The organism is Microcoleus sp. LAD1_D5, from assembly GCF_036702115.1.
GTDB lineage: Bacteria > Cyanobacteriota > Cyanobacteriia > Cyanobacteriales > Microcoleaceae > Microcoleus.
In genome coordinates this window covers 17531-33757 of record NZ_JAUBSA010000013.1, presented here as the reverse complement: position 1 = coordinate 33757, position 16227 = coordinate 17531, and the positions used below count along the sequence as shown (strand labels likewise).

Sequence of the window (16227 nt, the reverse complement as noted above, 5' to 3'; positions counted from 1 at the left end):
GTGAGTTCTGCCAGTAAGTAGTAGAGGTAGTTTCCCCATGCCTAGCCCGATCGTGTTCCGTGCACACCTTAGAGTTAAAGTTATTGAACCGCGCGTCCTAAAACAGCTAAATTGCCAGCCCCCAAACCTGCGGAATGCAAACACAAGAATTTTTACAGCGCTATCAACAGGGAGAGCGCAACTTTGGTCACATTGACCTCAGCGGCGCTAGTTTAAGCGGTGTTAACCTGCGAGAAATAGACCTCACTGGTGCTAACTTGACCGGTGCTAATTTGAGCTGGTCTTTTTTGAGCAATGCCAAGTTGATAGGGGCTTGTTTGCGCCGCTCGGATCTCCGCAGTGCGAATTTGAGCGGGGCGAATTTGAGCGGGGCAAATTTGAGCGGGGCAAATCTTGCTAAAGCGGATTTGCGCCTTGCTTGTTTGGAAGTCGCAGAGCTCAATTGGGCCGCGTTCCCGGAAGCGGATTTGGGCGGTGCTAATCTTCAAGGAGTTAAATCTGACCAAATTAATTTTGCCGGGGCTAAACTCGACGGTGCGAAGTTGATGGCGGCGGAATTGATGGAGGCCAATCTTAACCGCGCCAGTCTTGTTGGTGCTAATTTAACGGGCGCTAATTTGCGGGAAGCGCATTTGGTGGAAGCGAATTTGCGATCGGCAATTTTAATCGGTGTAAATTTGATTGAATCTGACTTGAATGGCGCTCAAATGCGATCGGCAAATCTGACGGGCGCTGACTTGCACCGAGCTGTGCTGGCGGGGGCGGATTTGACTGAGGCGGTGCTGGATAACGCTGATTTGAGTCGAGCTAATCTGGCGGGTTCTTATTTATTGAAAGCGAGTTTTAAGAAGGCACTTTTGCTGCGAGCTAACCTGCAAGGAGTGTATTTGCTGCGGGCGGATTTGAGCGAAGCTAATTTACGCAGTGCAGATTTGCGGAAAGCTGATTTGAGTGGCGCTTATTTGATGGATGCGATGTTGGGTGAGGCGGATTTAAGAGAAGCTTGTTTGATTGAGTGCCGTTTGATTCGGACGAATTTGGAGGGGGCCCAACTTACGGGTTGCTGCATTCAAAATTGGCAAGTTCAAGATGTCGATCTGTCGAGAGTTGACTGCAACTATGTTTTTACTCAGTTTGATTATACTGCGAAAGTTGCGGCAAATCGCTTTCCTGTTGATCGCGATTTTGAGTCTGGGGAATTGGGGCGGCAGCATCAAGAGGACAGTTCTATTGTGAAGGTGTGTTTTGCGGAATCTCCTAATTGGGAGGCTTTGGTTTTTACGATGCGTCGAGTGGAGTTGGAGAGCCGCGAACTTAAGTTGCACGTTCAATTTTTTGAGTCTGCGGGAGAACAAAGTTTACTGAGGCTGAGCGCGAACCGTTTGGTGAACGGCAAGATTTTGGGCGATCGTATTTTGGAGCTTTATCCAAATATGTTGGAAAAGGTTTTAGCCAAGGACGCTGAAATTTTGGGTTTGCTAGACTTGGCTATTCCTAGTAACAGTGCGGCGGCGGAGCCGAGTCACAAGGAAATATTGCTCAGAAGACAGGAAATCTACCAGCGGATGGTGCGCCAAATTTCGTTTATTTTGATGTCTCAGACGCCGGATAAATTCGCCGAAAGCGTGCAGCGGCTGTTGGATTATTTGAAGCAGCAAGGTATCCCGACAGAGCAGATTCAACAGAAAGTCATCAGCCAGGCGATCGTGCAGCGGGCCAAGCAAGACCCGGCTTTTCGGGAACAGTTGCTCAGGTGGGAGAAAACGGCTTCCGATCGCGTTCGTTGTTCAATGATGGGGGAAGCGGTGCGGTATGCGATCGCCCTTTTAATCAATGATTAACAGTTAATTGTTAACACTTGCAGCCGGAGATCGGCTAATACCCGCACTTGCTTGTCGGTGTCGGAAACTGCAAGCATCGTGCAGCGGCGCAAGCAATACCAAGTTTTTCGGGAACAGTTGCTCACGTGGGAGAAAACAGCTTCGGATTGCGATCGGTGTTCGGTAATGGGGGAAGCAGTGCAGTTTGCGAGCGTCCTTTTTTGGGAATGAATACACACAAAATCTTACCCCCATTAAAAATCCTCCAACCGGATCTCGATTTAACTGTCCGGTTGATTAGAATATAGTTCAGTTTCCTCCTTCAAAAGCTTACACAACTCATCCAAATCTTTCTTACTGTGTTCAATCAGTTTTTCACCTCGGTTCTCTAGGTAATCAATATTACTGGGACTTGCGTTGTCGATTTGATCGTGACTATTCTCGCTACTCAATTGAAGTTGAAAACGATAGTAGTTTCTGTTATTTTCTTTGTCTCCTTTAGTCACCATTAGCTGATTGAGCTGATACGCAACAGATTCGCTTTGACCATCTAGAAAAACGTTAAGTAACGGAAGAGCCCATTTGATTTGTCCCCAATTTTTTGCGTCTTTATACTTATATTTCTTAGTGAGGGAGCCAGTACCCAAGGAAACAACAAGAGTATCCTTACGGTGTAATTCTTCACCAGTCTTTTTCTTGTAAGAAATCATCGCCTCCATCATTGCAAGTGAAGCAGGATTATTTGCCAAGATTCCGCCGTCTACCAAAGCGTAATATCCCTCATCGGTATTATGTCCCGTTTCGAGTTGGTAGGGTGGAAAGAATGTCGGTGCTGCAGAAGTTGCCATTGCTGCCTCCCACATTTTGAATCCGCTACATACTTTGCGACTATGAAAACTTTCGATTTCCTCTGCGTCCCGATTGCTTGTAAAAAAAATTGGTGCTCTGAGTTCTATATCATAGCTCGGTATGAAAATTTCTCGTAATGCCTCTTCAACCTTAGCTTCACCTAAAAGCTCCTTTAAAACTTGTTGCCTACCTTTTGGGTTGTGCTTGGGTTGTAGCAAATCATCAAAATCCAGTGGAACATACTCATTAAAAATCTTTTGTCCATATTTGCGATAGAAATTTACAAGTTCGCCAGCGGTATACTCTGGCTCAAGATTGATGCTAGAGTCTGAGTTCTTTCTAGTTAAACCCAGTGCTAAAATTCCTCCTGTTGAAGTGCCTGCAATAAAATCAAACATTGTTGCTATGCGTTTTCCTGTGCGCTCTTCAATGTAGTTGAGAACGATCGCAGGAATAATACCCCGAATACCACCACCATCAATTGAGAGAATTCTTCTCTTGAATTTAGTACCCATCACACGTACTCCTTTAGATATTGCTTAAATGGTCAACAAAACTGAAACTAACTCATACAGCATCAAAATACCAACAGCCAACGTCATCATATGGTTTCCGGTTGCATCGGAATAATAAAATCGAGTCAACAGTTAACACTCAATCATTCAGTTTTTGGTTCCGGACTAAACAGTCAACAGTCAACAATTATTTCGCTTATGCAACCGGAATAGATATGAATCCAACCCGTCATTAGTGGGGTAACTTGCTGAGGGCGTGCCAAGTTCTGTAGCCGACAATTCCATCTTGCGGTAAAGCCTTGCTCAGTTGCAATTGTCGCACGGCTACATCTGTCATCGGCCCGAAGAATCCGTCAATGAATCCGAAATAGTATCCATTGATTTTCAAGACATTCTGAACAATTTTAACAGCATTACCAGAACTGCCCTTCATGACTACCGGCATATTCACAGGTGCACCAGAGTATAGTGCTTCCCAAGTGATAGGGCCGACAATCCCATCTTCTTTTAAAAAGACGCGGTGTTGATAGCCTTTGACCGCGTTTTGAACTTGGACGCCGAAAATACCGTCAATCGGCCCGAAATAATAACCCCAATGATATAGAAGCTGTTGTAGTTCCTTGACAGCTTGACCTGTTGAACCCATTTGTAATGTGGGTTTGTTTACTCCAGTGGTTTCAGCAAATGCCAGAGTTGATTGAGAAGTAGTATCGGCGACGAGAGCCATAGTTTCATTGTTCAAGCTTCTTTCTTCGGTGTACATAAGGTGGTTCCTTTCAACATTTAAGTTTTGGTGTTTGATATTTCAGGTATAACTGGTGGGATTTGTGGATGCACAGTCACTTTTTCGAGTGTCACTCATTTGAGTGTCACTCGTTTGAGTTAGTCCCAGTGTTAACTGTTAATATCTCTTCCGGCTGCGCCGGAATGATATACAGAAAGAATGTTAAGAGTGCAATGAAGACAAGTTATGCCTAAACATCTAAAGTTGGAGCTTCCTCAAACTCCAGAAATAAGAGCAGGCATGATTAATTTTCCGAGGTGTCTAAAGGATTGTTTCTACTTACCACTCTTGGCTGCGTAGCCGGCGACCCGCTAAGGCCCGCACTTGCTCTTCTGCGTCGGAAACTGCAAGCGATCGCAACAAGGGCACAACTCCCGGATTTTCGGGATAATGTTCGATAATCGCTTCGAGTGCTGTAAATCTGGGATTGTAAGGAAAAGAACCGTTTTGATTTTCAGGATCGCTCAAAGTTCGATCGCGCAAAAACTCAAACATTCCCGGCTCGTCTTTCCATCCCCGCATTAACTCTACCAGGGCGATCGCCCGCACCTGCGAATCTTCATCTTTTTGAGCTCTACTTTTGAGCCACTCGAAAGTTTGAGACTGATTTGTCCACCCGCGCGCTAAGTTTTGCAAAGCGATTTGCCTGACAGCGGGACTCTCATCGCCCTCTGCTTTAGCCTCCAGCAGCATCCAAGTTTCAGGATTATCTGGCCAGTTATAAGCGAGTTCAAGCACCGCCGCTTCCCTCACTAGCGCTTCCCCAGAATCGAGCTCAATTTTCAGCCAAGGCAAGGTTTCCGGGTCGTCGGGCCAGCGCCGCACGATCGATCGCATCAGCACGCTCAGCAAGTGAGCATCATGCTCCAACTCGACCCGGCTTTTGAGGAAAGGCAGCGTCTCGCCCCGGTGAGACCAGCGTTTTGCGATCTCTTCCACCGCAGTTTCTCGGACGTTGAGGTGTCTGTCTGACTCGGCGAGATTTTGCAACCAAGCAAAGACTTCGAGACTGGCTGACGCCAGTGCGGCGACAGCTTCCACTACTACTTGCCGCACAGTCCAGTAATCCTCGGAATCAGCTATTTTTTTCAGCAGGGGCAGGGTTTCTGGGTGGTCGGGCCAACCTGCGGCTATCTGTTTTAGGGCTATTTCGCGCAGGTCGGCGTCGCGATCGCCCAATGCTATATTTTTCAAAAAAGTCAGAGTTTCGGGGTTCCCGGGCCAGCCAGAGGCAATTGCTTGCACTGCTGCGCGCCGGACGCTCGAACTCGCGTCTGACTCGGCTTTAGTTTTCAGCAGCGGGTAAATGTCTGGTTCGTCGGGCCAGTGCGAGGCCAATTCTTCTAAGGCTGCTGTCCGCACTTCTTTGCTGCTGTCGGATTCGGCTAGGGTTTTCAGCAAGAGGCAAACGTCGGCTGCAGCAGGCCAGCCCGCTGCCAACTCCCGCACCGCTACGGTTCGCAGGATAGAACTTCCTGTCTGGGCAAGGTTTTTGAGCAGGGAGGCCGTGCCTAAAAGGCTGTGCCAACGTCTGGCTATTTCTTGCCACGCTGCGACTCGCACTCCCAAATTTTCGTCGGATTCGGCGGCGTTTCTCAGCAGCAGCAAGGTATCTGTGCGATCGGGCCAATTAGAGGCTAACTGTTGGAGTGCTGCGGTGCGAACTGCGGGACTTTGATCAAACTGAGCCAAGGCAGTCAGCAGCGGCAAGGTATCGCTCGTGTCTGACCAACCACAAGCCATTTCTCGCACACAGGTCGATCGCACTGCCCAGCTTCCATCGGATTTGGCGAGGTTTTTGAGCATCAGGTAAATTTCTGGCTGCTCTGGCCAACCACGCGCTATTGCTTCGACTGCTGTGGCCCGGACTTCGCCACAGTCGCTGGAGTGAGCGAGTATTTTCAGCCAAGGCAGGGTTTGCGGGTCGTTTTTCCAAGTTTGGGCGATCGCCGCGATCGATCGATTGCGAATTTGATAAGTTTCCTGCAATTCTTGAGCGCTTTGATAAAGAATCAGGAAACCCGTACCGTATTGCGATAACTTTTTTAAAGCGTTTAACAGTTTTTTTTCTGTTTTTTTATTAACATCATTTTTAACTTTTAACAGGCATTGCGCTGCTAAAAACAAATTAATAAATTTTTCTGGTTGACCGTTTTGATCTGTGAGATATTCTATAATTTCGCTCGCTGTTTCTTTGTCGAGCTTGGCTGCAATTTCTCTGAGGACTTCGTGCAAAGATGCGTCCCGCCAGTGCTGGCCGAAAATTTGTGCGTTGAGTTCGCCCCAAGTCAGTTGACCGATTTTGAGTTGGGCATGGATTAACTCTGCTACAGTCTGGGGATTATTTTCGGAAACAAGTTTTTTTAACAACATACCGATACCCTGCCCCTGAAGTTTGTTTGCATTGACAATCCTCGCATCAGCTCCGGTATTAGTTTAGATTTTTTTGACCGAGCCTGGAGTATGGAGCCAATCGACTCTATTTTATACGAAAAATACTGACTCTGGAGCGTCCCAATGCAAAATCCGCCAGCACCCACAGGAATGTTAGGTGGTGGCGGATGGCGATCGAACAATTAAGCCGCTGAATCTAACTAACAGCTACTTGGACGCGATCGGCAGCAACCCGAACCGTAAAAGTCGGAATTTTTACCGTTTCATCGTCCAGACATTGCCCGGTAGTAAGGCTAAAGTTTTGTTTGTAAATGGGAGAAGCAACTTTGAGAGTGCCGTTGCGATCGCCCACAATTCCCCGCGCCAAAACAAAAGCTTTGCTAAACGGGTCGTAATTGCTAAGCGCATAAACTTCATCCCCGTTTCCCACTCGGAAAATGGCCACTTGTTCGCCTGCTACTAAAGCGCAAACTCCAGTATAAGGGGCGATCGCATCGAGAGAACACACATCTACCCAAGTTGTTACTGTATCGGAAACCGATAATGATTGAACCATTTTCTTTTCCTGTTAGTTTACTTCAATCTAGTTCCTTGGCTCTGCCTGATAACGTAGGTTTTGAGGCTATGCCTCACGGTTCTAGGATGCCTCGCGGAAGGAGGCAGAGCCTCCCGGAATTCATTCCCCGGCAGAGCCTGGGAACGAGATTAATACTCTTGTCCCCCCCTTATTAAGGGGGGCTAGGGGGGATCGATTATTCCGATACTCCAACCAAAGATTTTTCATGTTCGTAAGGAGGCCGCGTTTGTCCCCGTTCCGCAACACGAACAATACTCGGATCTGGCAAATCGGAATTCACAAAATGCTGGAACCGCTGCACTTTTTGCGGGTCTTCAATCGTCGTTTTCCACTCACATTGATAAGTATTCACTAAATGTTCCATCTGCGCTTCTAATTCAGCACAAATGCCCAGAGAATCCTCAATTATTACCTGTTTCAAGTATTCAATCCCGCCCTCAAGTTTGTTCAACCAAGTAGCAGTGCGTTCCAATCTGTCGGCCGTGCGGATGTAGAAAACCAAGAATCGATCGATATACTTAATCAGCGTTTCCTTATCGATATCCGTCGCCAGCAAAACCGCGTGCTGTGGCTTAATTCCCCCGTTGCCGCACACATACAAATTCCAACCATTCTCAGTAGCAATTATCCCAAAATCCTTGCTTTGAGCTTCCGCGCATTCGCGAGTGCAACCAGAGACAGCAGATTTGAGCTTGTGGGGCGATCGCAAACCACGATACCGCAATTCAACCTCGATCGCCAAACTCGTAGAATCCTGCACCCCAAAGCGGCACCAAGTGCTACCCACACAAGATTTGACAGTACGCAGAGCCTTACCGTAAGCGTGTCCCGACTCAAATCCCGCATCAATCAACCGACGCCAAATATGCGGCAATTGATCCACGCGAGCTCCAAACAAATCAATGCGTTGCCCGCCAGTAATCTTAGTATAAAGCCCAAAATCCCTGGCAACTTCCCCCAAAACAATCAACTTATCGGGAGTGATTTCTCCCCCCGGTATTCGCGGCACCACCGAATAAGTACCATCGCGCTGAATGTTTGCCAAAAAGTAATCGTTCGTATCTTGCAAAGCGACGTGAGGCTTCTCTAAAATATGGTCATTCCAAGTAGAAGCCAGCATCGAAGAAACAGCGGGTTTGCAAATTTCACAGCCCTTACCTTTGCCGTGTCTTTCAATCAACTCCTCAAAGGTTTTAATTTCTTGAGAGCGCACCAAATGGTACAATTCTTGACGAGAATATTCAAAATGTTCGCAGAGATGATTTTTGACGGCAAACCCAGCTTTCTTCATCTCCGCCTTGAAGATATCCGTCACCAAAGGCACGCACCCGCCGCAGCCCGTCCCAGCTTGAGTGCATTTCTTGACGCTGGCAACATCGGTTAAATTGCGATCGCGAATCGCTGCACAAATCTGCCCTTTAGTAACATTATTGCAAGAACAAATCTGAGCCGAATCCGGCAAACTGTCTACTCCAAAACCTGCCGGAACTCCCCCTTCTCGCGGTGGCATCAACAAATCTTCGGGATGCGGCGGCAGAGCAATTTCATTTTGCATGAATTGCAGCAAAGTGCCATAAGCCGAAGCATCTCCCACGAGAATTCCGCCTAAAATTCGGCTGCCGTCTTGATTTAAAACTAATTTTTTGTAAATGCCTTGGAAGGTGTCAGTGACAACAATTTCTTTAGCATCGCCAGACTTGGGAAAAGGATCTCCAAAACTAGCGACATCCACCCCCAATAATTTGAGTTTAGTGGACATATCCGCACCTGTAAAAGTGCTTGTGGGACGGGCATCTTGCCCGTCATCCGCTACAGTGCTCAAAATATCTGCTGCTACGCTTGCCATTGTATACCCAGGCGCAACTAAGCCGTAGATGCGATTTTGATACAGGGCGCATTCTCCGATCGCATAAATGTCAGGATCGGAGGTTTGGCAGCTATCATTAATCACAATGCCGCCGCGTTCTCCTACTTCTATACCGCAACTTCTGGCAATTTCGTCGCGGGGGCGAATGCCAGCAGAAAACACTATCATATCTGTTGCCAATTCCGAACCGTCAGCAAACAGCATTTTAGTAACTTTGCCATCTTCGCTGACAATTTCTGTTGTAGATTTGCTGGTGTGAACCGAAACCCCCAAATCTTCTATTTTGCTGCGGAGAATTGCACCGCCCATCTCGTCAACTTGCACGGGCATCAGCCGCGATGCAAACTCAACTACGTGAGTTTTTAGACCCATATTTTGGAGCGCGTTTGCACATTCTAGACCTAACAAGCCGCCGCCAATTACTACACCAGTTTGGCAATTTTTAGCGTAATCTGACATCGCTTCCAGGTCGTCAATTGTCCGGTAAACAAAAGTTCCTGTAGCGTCTTTGCCTTTAATTGATGGCACAAATGGATAGGAACCGGTCGCGAGAACAATTTTGTCGTAGGGAACTTCTAAACCGTTGGCTGAAGAGACTATTTTGTGTTCCCGGTTAATGGCGACTGCTTTGTCGCCGATGTCAATTTGGATGCCGTTTTCTTGGTAAAATCCGGGTGCAACTAAAGATAAATCTCCCGCTGTTTTGCCAGAGAAAAATCCGCTGAGGTTTACGCGATCGTAAGCAACGCGCGGTTCTTCACAAAAAGTAATTAAATTCCAGTTTTTGGCAGCATCCGAGCTGACCATTAACTCTAGGAACTTGTGACCTACCATGCCATTGCCGATTACAATGAGGTTTTTTTGGGCTGTCATTAGAATCTCTTTTATCCCGTTTATCAGTCGTTGGGTTTATTAATATAAGACTTTATTGTAAATTTTTGTACTTATATATACAAAAAATTGATGTTTATGCAATTGTCGAATACTCCCGATTGCATTTTTGCATGATGTGTGCGATCGACTTAAGTAGGTGCGTCAGTGGATTTGAGATTTGAGATTTGAGATTTGAGATTTACTCCACAGTTAAGTATGGTGCGTCAGCTAAGTCTTTTTGATAAAACGATTAACATTTTTACTGTGACGCACCTTACAGTTTTCTAATTTTTAATTATTATTTAAGCGCCCATGCCGGAATACTGCTTCAAACCCTGGCGCCAAAGCCAGCGATTCCCCACAAAAAATACCGCACTCCAACCCAACATTACCAACAAACCGCGGCCTACATCTACGGGCAATCCTATCAAGATTGAAGCGGGAAAATGAATCAAATAAGGAAAAGGCGTCCACAAAACTACTTCGCGCACGGGTGCGGGAAACACTTCTAGCGGTGCGATAAGTCCCGATAAAAACAGGTAAATTAAAAACCAGAATTGTTCGATCGCACTTGCCCTTTCCAGCCAAAAAGCAAACAGCGCAAAGGTATACTGTATCAGGAACCGCAAGCAAAAAGCCAAGACGATAACCAACAAAAACAGCAAAAACCTGCCCAAACTCGGCAGCCAAAAAGCCTGCGGGTAAAGTGCAAAAAACAGCAGCACTAATCCGCATACAAAGGGCAGCCTCGCAAACCTTTCGGAAACGTGAGATGCAAAGTGATGCCATACGGGGTCGAGAGGCTGCAACAATCTATTAGATAGCCGGCCTTGCACTACTTCCTTTTCAAACTCCCAAATCACCCAAACTACATTTGTTTGCCTGACAATGAAAGCCGCTAAAAAATAACGGGCAAAGTCGATCGACTTCAGCCCAAATTGACCAGTCTCGGCCGCCTGCATCCAGACACCCATCAAGATAAACGGCAAAGCTCCAGACAGCGCCCACAAAAACAATTCTGCCCGGTATTCGAGCATATAAGCGTAGTAGGTAACTAACAAAGTTTTAGTAATTCTGATGATTTTTTTCATATCAATTGCCACAAAAAAAATATTCGATCCAACTAAAAGAGGGAGGCAGAGCCTCCGGATATGCCTTCCCAGGCAGAGCCTGGTAACGAGAAGTAAAGGTACGTAGTTGGGCTTTAGCCCTTTTTAGACGTATATATAAAGAGGGCTAAAGCCCAACTACGTACCTATTTCTAGGATGACAATAAAACCACCCTGCTTTTTAAGGGAGCTAGGGGGGAATCTCTACACTTTTCCCGTGCGGAAAACGCGACCGATTACCTCTTCAATTGGCGGATCAGTAACAGTCAAATCTATCACTTCCAACTCCGCCAAAATCTTCGCCACGCTCACCGTCAGCTCCTCCCTTTTGACTAAAAACCGTACAGAATTTCCCTCAATAGATTCTACCTCCCCGTAAGCAAAAGCACTATCTTTTGCCAGCGGCTTAGCTAATTTTACCTGAACTTCCCGATAAGGTGCAAACCTATCGAGCAATCCGTCCAAACTGCCATCATAAACTAATTGCCCTTCATGGATTAACAAAACGCGCTTGCACAAAGCAGTAATGTCAGCCATGTAATGGCTCGTCAACAGCACTGTTGCTTGATAGCGCTCGTTATATTCTCGCAGAAATTGCCTGACGCTAAACTGTGCGTTTATATCCAAACCTAAAGTCGGTTCATCTAAAAATAATACCTCTGGCTGGTGCATTAGTGCGGCCATCAATTCAGCTTTCATGCGTTCGCCTAAAGACAGCTTTCGCACCGCCTGATTTAACTTACCTTCTAGTGACAGCATTTCTGTCAATTCTCCGACTCGCCGCCGATAATCTGTATCGGGAATACCGTAGACAGCGGCATTGATTCGCAGAGAGTCAAGCACTGGTAAATCCCAAATTAACTGCTGTTTCTGCCCCATGATTAAGGTGATTCTTTGCAGAAAATCGGCTTCGCGACGGAAAGGAGTACGATCGCACACTCTCACAGTACCCGCAGACGGATAAATCAAACCAGTCAGCATTTTCAGCGTAGTAGTTTTGCCCGCACCGTTAGCACCTAGAAACCCCACGACTTCCCCCGGTTCAATACTGAAAGAAACGCCCTCAACTGCTTTGATATTGCGGTAAGTGCGGTTAAAAAAGTGCCGCACTGTTCCTTTAAGTCCCGGTTCTTTAATCGCTATTGGATAAACTTTGCTCAAGTCTTCAACTAAGATAATTGGCATCGGCTCAAATTGTAACTTTTATTTTAATCTAGGGTATTTCCATCAGACTTGTGCCAAGATGGAGCGATCGAGCTGTCTAGTAGGGTGCGCCAGGGATTGCTCGATCGCGAGTGAGAAAGTCACTGTGTTCGGGCGCACCCTATTAAGCTGTTCTGCCTTTAAATTGTATGTCAAAAAACAATCAAACTTTTGTGGGGAGTAGGGGTTGGGCGTCCCGCCCGCCTCTAATATGCAATTTAAATGCGCGACAGCTTAAACTGTAGAATATTGCACAATATCCATGCTCACATCGCACAAAGTTTACAAATATGGTACTCACACCAGATAATTCAGACACCTCTCGTTTGTTAGGAGACAATTCTTCTGAAAATATTACACTTGCACCAGGACAACTGGCTAGTTTTCCTGGGGGACTTTGGATGCTGGGCGGCAATGATACTGTCACGGGCTCGTCAGATGCAGAACGGATTTTCGGCAACGATGGTAAAGACAGTCTGTTAGGCGGTGTCGGCAATGATTCTATTTACGGCGGTAAAGATGATGACGATGTTTTGGGAGAAATTGGCGAGGATTTCTTGACAGGAGATAGAAATAGCGATTTCCTTGATGGGGGTGCGGGAAATGATTTCCTGCGCGGAGGACAAGGTGTTGATTTGTTAGTGGGCGGTGACGGTAATGATACTTTAATTGGCGACAGAGATGTGGATATTTACCAAGGTGGTGCAGGGAGCGATGTATTTGTTCTGAGAGTCGATCAAGCGGGAAGCAGAGTAGTTGGAATTGAAGTTCCTGACGCGGTAATTGTGGATTTTGATAAGTCTAGCGATTCGATTGGAATTAGTGTGGCATTTACCAGCAGCAATATCTCCTTGGAAGAAGTAAGTTATAGCTTGAACGATCCGAGACTGCTGCTGATCGATCCTGCAACTATAACGGGGGGAACGAGTTTGTTAGCCAAGGGCGGGATCTCGCGGCAAAGTCTCGATCCCGATGGCAACGGCCGTGTGGAAGCTACTAATATTAGATTCGGTTTTACTAATGCTTTGTTGGGTACTGTGTTGAATGTGACCCCAGCCGATTTAAACGGTCGTTTTATTAATGCTAGTTCTTTGCTTTGAAGCAGCTAATTGATTAATTATCTCTCAAGAACGGGCAAGATGCCCGTTCCACAAAAAAACTTAGTTTTTGTGGAACAGGCATCTTGCCTGTTCTTCAGTTGCGTTTTTCCATTGCCCACTGCATCAAACCGGGGAACAACCGATAAGCTTCCGATGCCAAAAAAGCAGGGCCGACGGTAACTTCTGCACGCTGATTTTTCACAGCATCCCAGATAGCTTTAGCAATATCTTCTGGCTGAGTTGCCCACTCAGATTTCAGCATTTTGCTCATTTGCTGACGACGCAATTCGACTGCGGGTTCGTCTCGATCGCGAAATTGAGCTCTTTCTAAAAAATCGCTATTAATCAGGCCAGGATGCACGGCGCAAACGTGAATACCTTGAGGCGCCAATTCCAAGCGCAAACTTTCTGTTAAACCGGTTACGGCATATTTGCTGGCGCAATAAGCAGTCATTTGAGGCAAAGGCATTTTGCCACCAATGGAACCAACATTGACTATTGTCCCTGTTTTTCGTTCCAGAAAATGTGGCAACATTTCTTGAATTGTGTTAACGCAGCCCCAAAAATTGGTATTCATTAATTGCTGCCAGTCTTCGGAGGTAGTGTGCTCGATCGCCCCCGTGAGACAAATGCCAGCATTGTTAACCACAACATCGATGCTGCCACAGGTATCTAGGGCTTTTTGGACGATCGCGCGCACTTGTTGAATGTCGCCAACATCCCCCGGAATAGCTACAGCGGAAGTGCCTTCTCGCTGCACTTGAACCGCTGCTGCTGCCAATCTCTCTGGCTGGCGAGCTACCATCACTACATCGTAGCCTTTACTTGCAAATAAAATTGCTGTTGCTTTGCCGCTTCCTTGAGAAGCGCCTGTAATCAAAACTGTAGGAGCCATAGATAGTTATAAATTGTAAGTGGAGAAATCGTTGTCGGCGGTATTGAAACTATAACAGAGGTAATCTAATTTTAGGCGCGCTCTACATTAATATTTCTTGAGTATAGCAATTTTTTGTGATTTGCGAGCGGGCTTTTTTTAACGAACCGCGAGGGTACGAAGGACGCGAAGGAAGAGAGGAGAAGGGAAGAGAAGAGAAAGAGTTCAGGATTTGTGCGAAAATTGCTATGTAAATCTTACTTTAGGCAATTACCAATTACCAATTCCCCCAAAATGAATCTTCCGAAACAACCGCCGAATTGGTCGATCGCCCTAGTGTTAATTATCGGGGTTTTAGCCGTCTCAACTTCCTCAATCTTAATTCGGCTGGCTAACTTGAAAGCAGGCGCGGGCGGCTTTGGTTTCAGTCTGGTACTTGCGGCTTCTCGCCTGACTTTATCTGCTTTAATTCTGCTTCCTGCTTGGCGGAAAATTCAGTGGAAAGCCCTGCAACCGGGAGCTCGGCGCTATGCTGCTGCTGCGGGTTTGTGTCTCGCCCTGCATTTTGCGCTGTGGATTACCTCACTTTCTTATACTTCGATCGCCGCCTCGACTGCTCTTGTCACCACTAATCCTGTCTGGGTAGCGCTGTTGTCGCGCTTCTGGTTCGGCGAAAAACTCAGCAAAATGTCGATCGCTGGCATTACTATAGCTCTTGCTGGGGGAATGGCGATCGCCCTTGGAAGCACGGGCGCAGCCGATGCTGGCAGCAGCCAACTCCTTGGCGATTTCCTCGCTCTGGCTGGTTCCTGGGCGGTCAGCTTGTATTTGCTGCTGGGCCGGGAAGCTCAGCGGCGGGGACTGGGAATTGGTGGCTATATCGCGATCGCCTATACTGTGGCTGCGATCGTCCTGCTGCCTCTCCCCTTCGCCTTCGGCACTACTTATACTAATTACCCCGACATTGTATATTTTTATATTTTGTTAACGGCGGCTTTGCCTCAATTAGTCGGCCACACCATTTTGAACTGGGCTGTAGTACAGATTTCCCCAACTCTGGTAACTCTTGCCATCTTGTTTGAACCGGTGGCGGCGAGTTTTTTGGGTTATTTGCTGTTTGGGGAAGTGCCGGGGCCGGCGGTACTCGCAGGTGCTGCGGTGCTGCTGTTGGGGGTAGCAACCGCTACCTTCGGAGTAAAAAAAATCACTGTCACCAGTTAAGAGTTAACAGTTTTCGACATTGCCACTACTGTTGCCGTGAGTCAGAATAAAACAGATTAGGGCTTAAAAACCAAAATAACTCGTCAGTTAAATATCGATTCAAAACTATCAAAGGTCTGAGTAATGACTAATAATACTCGCGTGCCTTTCGGAGAATAAAATTATGCTGCCAGAACAACTACAGCGGATCATCGGCTACTTTATCGAAGAAGCCACAGAACAGATCCAAATTATCGAACAAGGCTTGCAATATCTGCAAAACACCGTGCCCGCTCCCCAAAGATTACACCAGCTCATCCGAGCCTCGCACTCGATTAAAGGGGGAGCAGCTATGCTTGGATTTAGCAGCATTCAGCGAATTGCTCATCGGTTGGAGGATTATTTAAAGCTGCTCAGAGAATGTCCGATCGCCATTGATAGCAGGCTGCAATCGCTCTTAACCGAAGTTTTTGATATTTTAGCAGCCCTCGTGTCAAAGGTTTCTAAGGGTTTTGGGCTCAACCACGAAGACGCAAACCAAATGCTCTCCCTCGCCGAACCGGTTTTTGACGAACTCGACGCTTACCTGAGATTGCGAATTCCCACTCGCCTGACTGTGAGAGCTACTACGGACGAACATATTCACGTTTTCTCCGGTTACTGCACCTCCCTGAGCGAATTTTCGTCCGCTATTGCTTCGCACGTCGGTTTGCTCGGAGGCACTATTACACGCCACGAGCAGGATAGCCAGGGCCTACGCCTTTGTATTGACATTTACCTGCCGCCTTACACTAGGATCGAAAACATCCGCCAAGCTGTCGAACTTTCCGGCGCTCTTATCGGGACTGTTCAGACGCAACGCGACTTTTCGCTACTGGCGACTGCGGATTATCCGGTTTACCAACGTGCGATCGAACGTCCCGCAATTTGCACCGGATGCCGCTACTATTACGGCAGAAGCGATGGCGGCTACCTGCTCAACTGCACGATCCATCCCCGCGGCCCGGAAGAACCTGAACAATGTCGCGATCGGGAACCGGAATAACCGCTGAAAACTCATAC

Annotated in this window: 12 protein-coding genes; 4 read left to right on the top strand and 8 right to left on the bottom strand. The window is 47.0% G+C overall.

The annotated features are described in order from the left end of the window. The first annotated feature begins 134 nt into the window (after nucleotides 1–134). Entirely contained in the window at nucleotides 135–1841 is a 1707-nt protein-coding gene (locus QUA70_RS08620; RefSeq protein ID WP_333346283.1) for a pentapeptide repeat-containing protein, read from the top strand. Nucleotides 1842–2101: 260 nt separating this feature from the next. Here the strand turns inward: QUA70_RS08620 and QUA70_RS08615 are convergent, their stop codons facing one another. The 7 genes from QUA70_RS08615 to QUA70_RS08585 all read right to left on the bottom strand — a co-directional run bounded on the left by QUA70_RS08615 (nucleotide 2102) and on the right by QUA70_RS08585 (nucleotide 11973). Continuing rightward, nucleotides 2102–3184 carry a patatin-like phospholipase family protein gene (locus QUA70_RS08615; RefSeq protein WP_333326739.1) on the bottom strand — a complete coding sequence of 361 codons (1083 nt, stop codon included), beginning with the start codon at nucleotides 3182–3184 and terminating at the stop codon, nucleotides 2102–2104. A gap of 232 nt (nucleotides 3185–3416) precedes the next feature. Further along, nucleotides 3417–3947, bottom strand: coding sequence for a peptidoglycan-binding protein (locus QUA70_RS08610; protein ID WP_333326737.1), 531 nt, complete (start codon nucleotides 3945–3947; stop codon nucleotides 3417–3419). A 300-nt stretch (nucleotides 3948–4247) separates the two neighbouring features. Continuing rightward, complete coding sequence (locus tag QUA70_RS08605; RefSeq protein ID WP_333346290.1) at nucleotides 4248–6341, bottom strand: HEAT repeat domain-containing protein; 2094 nt, start codon at nucleotides 6339–6341, stop codon at nucleotides 4248–4250. Nucleotides 6342–6558: 217 nt separating this feature from the next. Then, complete coding sequence (gene nirD / locus QUA70_RS08600; protein ID WP_333326733.1) at nucleotides 6559–6918, bottom strand: nitrite reductase small subunit NirD; 360 nt, start codon at nucleotides 6916–6918, stop codon at nucleotides 6559–6561. 196 nt (nucleotides 6919–7114) lie between these two features. Beyond that, nucleotides 7115–9679 (bottom strand): nitrite reductase large subunit NirB, encoded by a 2565-nt coding sequence (gene nirB, locus QUA70_RS08595; protein WP_333346293.1) that lies wholly within the window; start codon nucleotides 9677–9679, stop codon nucleotides 7115–7117. A gap of 302 nt (nucleotides 9680–9981) precedes the next feature. After that, the gene (locus QUA70_RS08590) at nucleotides 9982–10770 is read right to left on the bottom strand and encodes an ABC-2 family transporter protein (RefSeq protein WP_333346296.1); all 789 of its coding nucleotides are present in this window, start codon (nucleotides 10768–10770) and stop codon (nucleotides 9982–9984) included. A 222-nt stretch (nucleotides 10771–10992) separates the two neighbouring features. Then, nucleotides 10993–11973 (bottom strand): ATP-binding cassette domain-containing protein, encoded by a 981-nt coding sequence (locus tag QUA70_RS08585; protein ID WP_333346299.1) that lies wholly within the window; start codon nucleotides 11971–11973, stop codon nucleotides 10993–10995. A 308-nt stretch (nucleotides 11974–12281) separates the two neighbouring features. Between QUA70_RS08585 and QUA70_RS08580 the strand changes: the two genes are divergently transcribed. Next, entirely contained in the window at nucleotides 12282–13091 is an 810-nt protein-coding gene (locus QUA70_RS08580; RefSeq protein WP_333346302.1) for a calcium-binding protein, read from the top strand. A 94-nt stretch (nucleotides 13092–13185) separates the two neighbouring features. On the opposite strand, the gene QUA70_RS08575 is transcribed toward QUA70_RS08580, so the two are convergent. Further along, complete coding sequence (locus QUA70_RS08575) at nucleotides 13186–13986, bottom strand: SDR family oxidoreductase (protein ID WP_333326723.1); 801 nt, start codon at nucleotides 13984–13986, stop codon at nucleotides 13186–13188. 273 nt (nucleotides 13987–14259) lie between these two features. On the opposite strand from QUA70_RS08575, the gene QUA70_RS08570 reads away from it, so the two are divergent. Then, nucleotides 14260–15186 carry a DMT family transporter gene (locus QUA70_RS08570; RefSeq protein WP_333346305.1) on the top strand — a complete coding sequence of 309 codons (927 nt, stop codon included), beginning with the start codon at nucleotides 14260–14262 and terminating at the stop codon, nucleotides 15184–15186. A 163-nt stretch (nucleotides 15187–15349) separates the two neighbouring features. Then, nucleotides 15350–16210 (top strand): Hpt domain-containing protein, encoded by an 861-nt coding sequence (locus tag QUA70_RS08565; RefSeq protein WP_333346308.1) that lies wholly within the window; start codon nucleotides 15350–15352, stop codon nucleotides 16208–16210. Nucleotides 16211–16227: the final 17 nt, after the last annotated feature.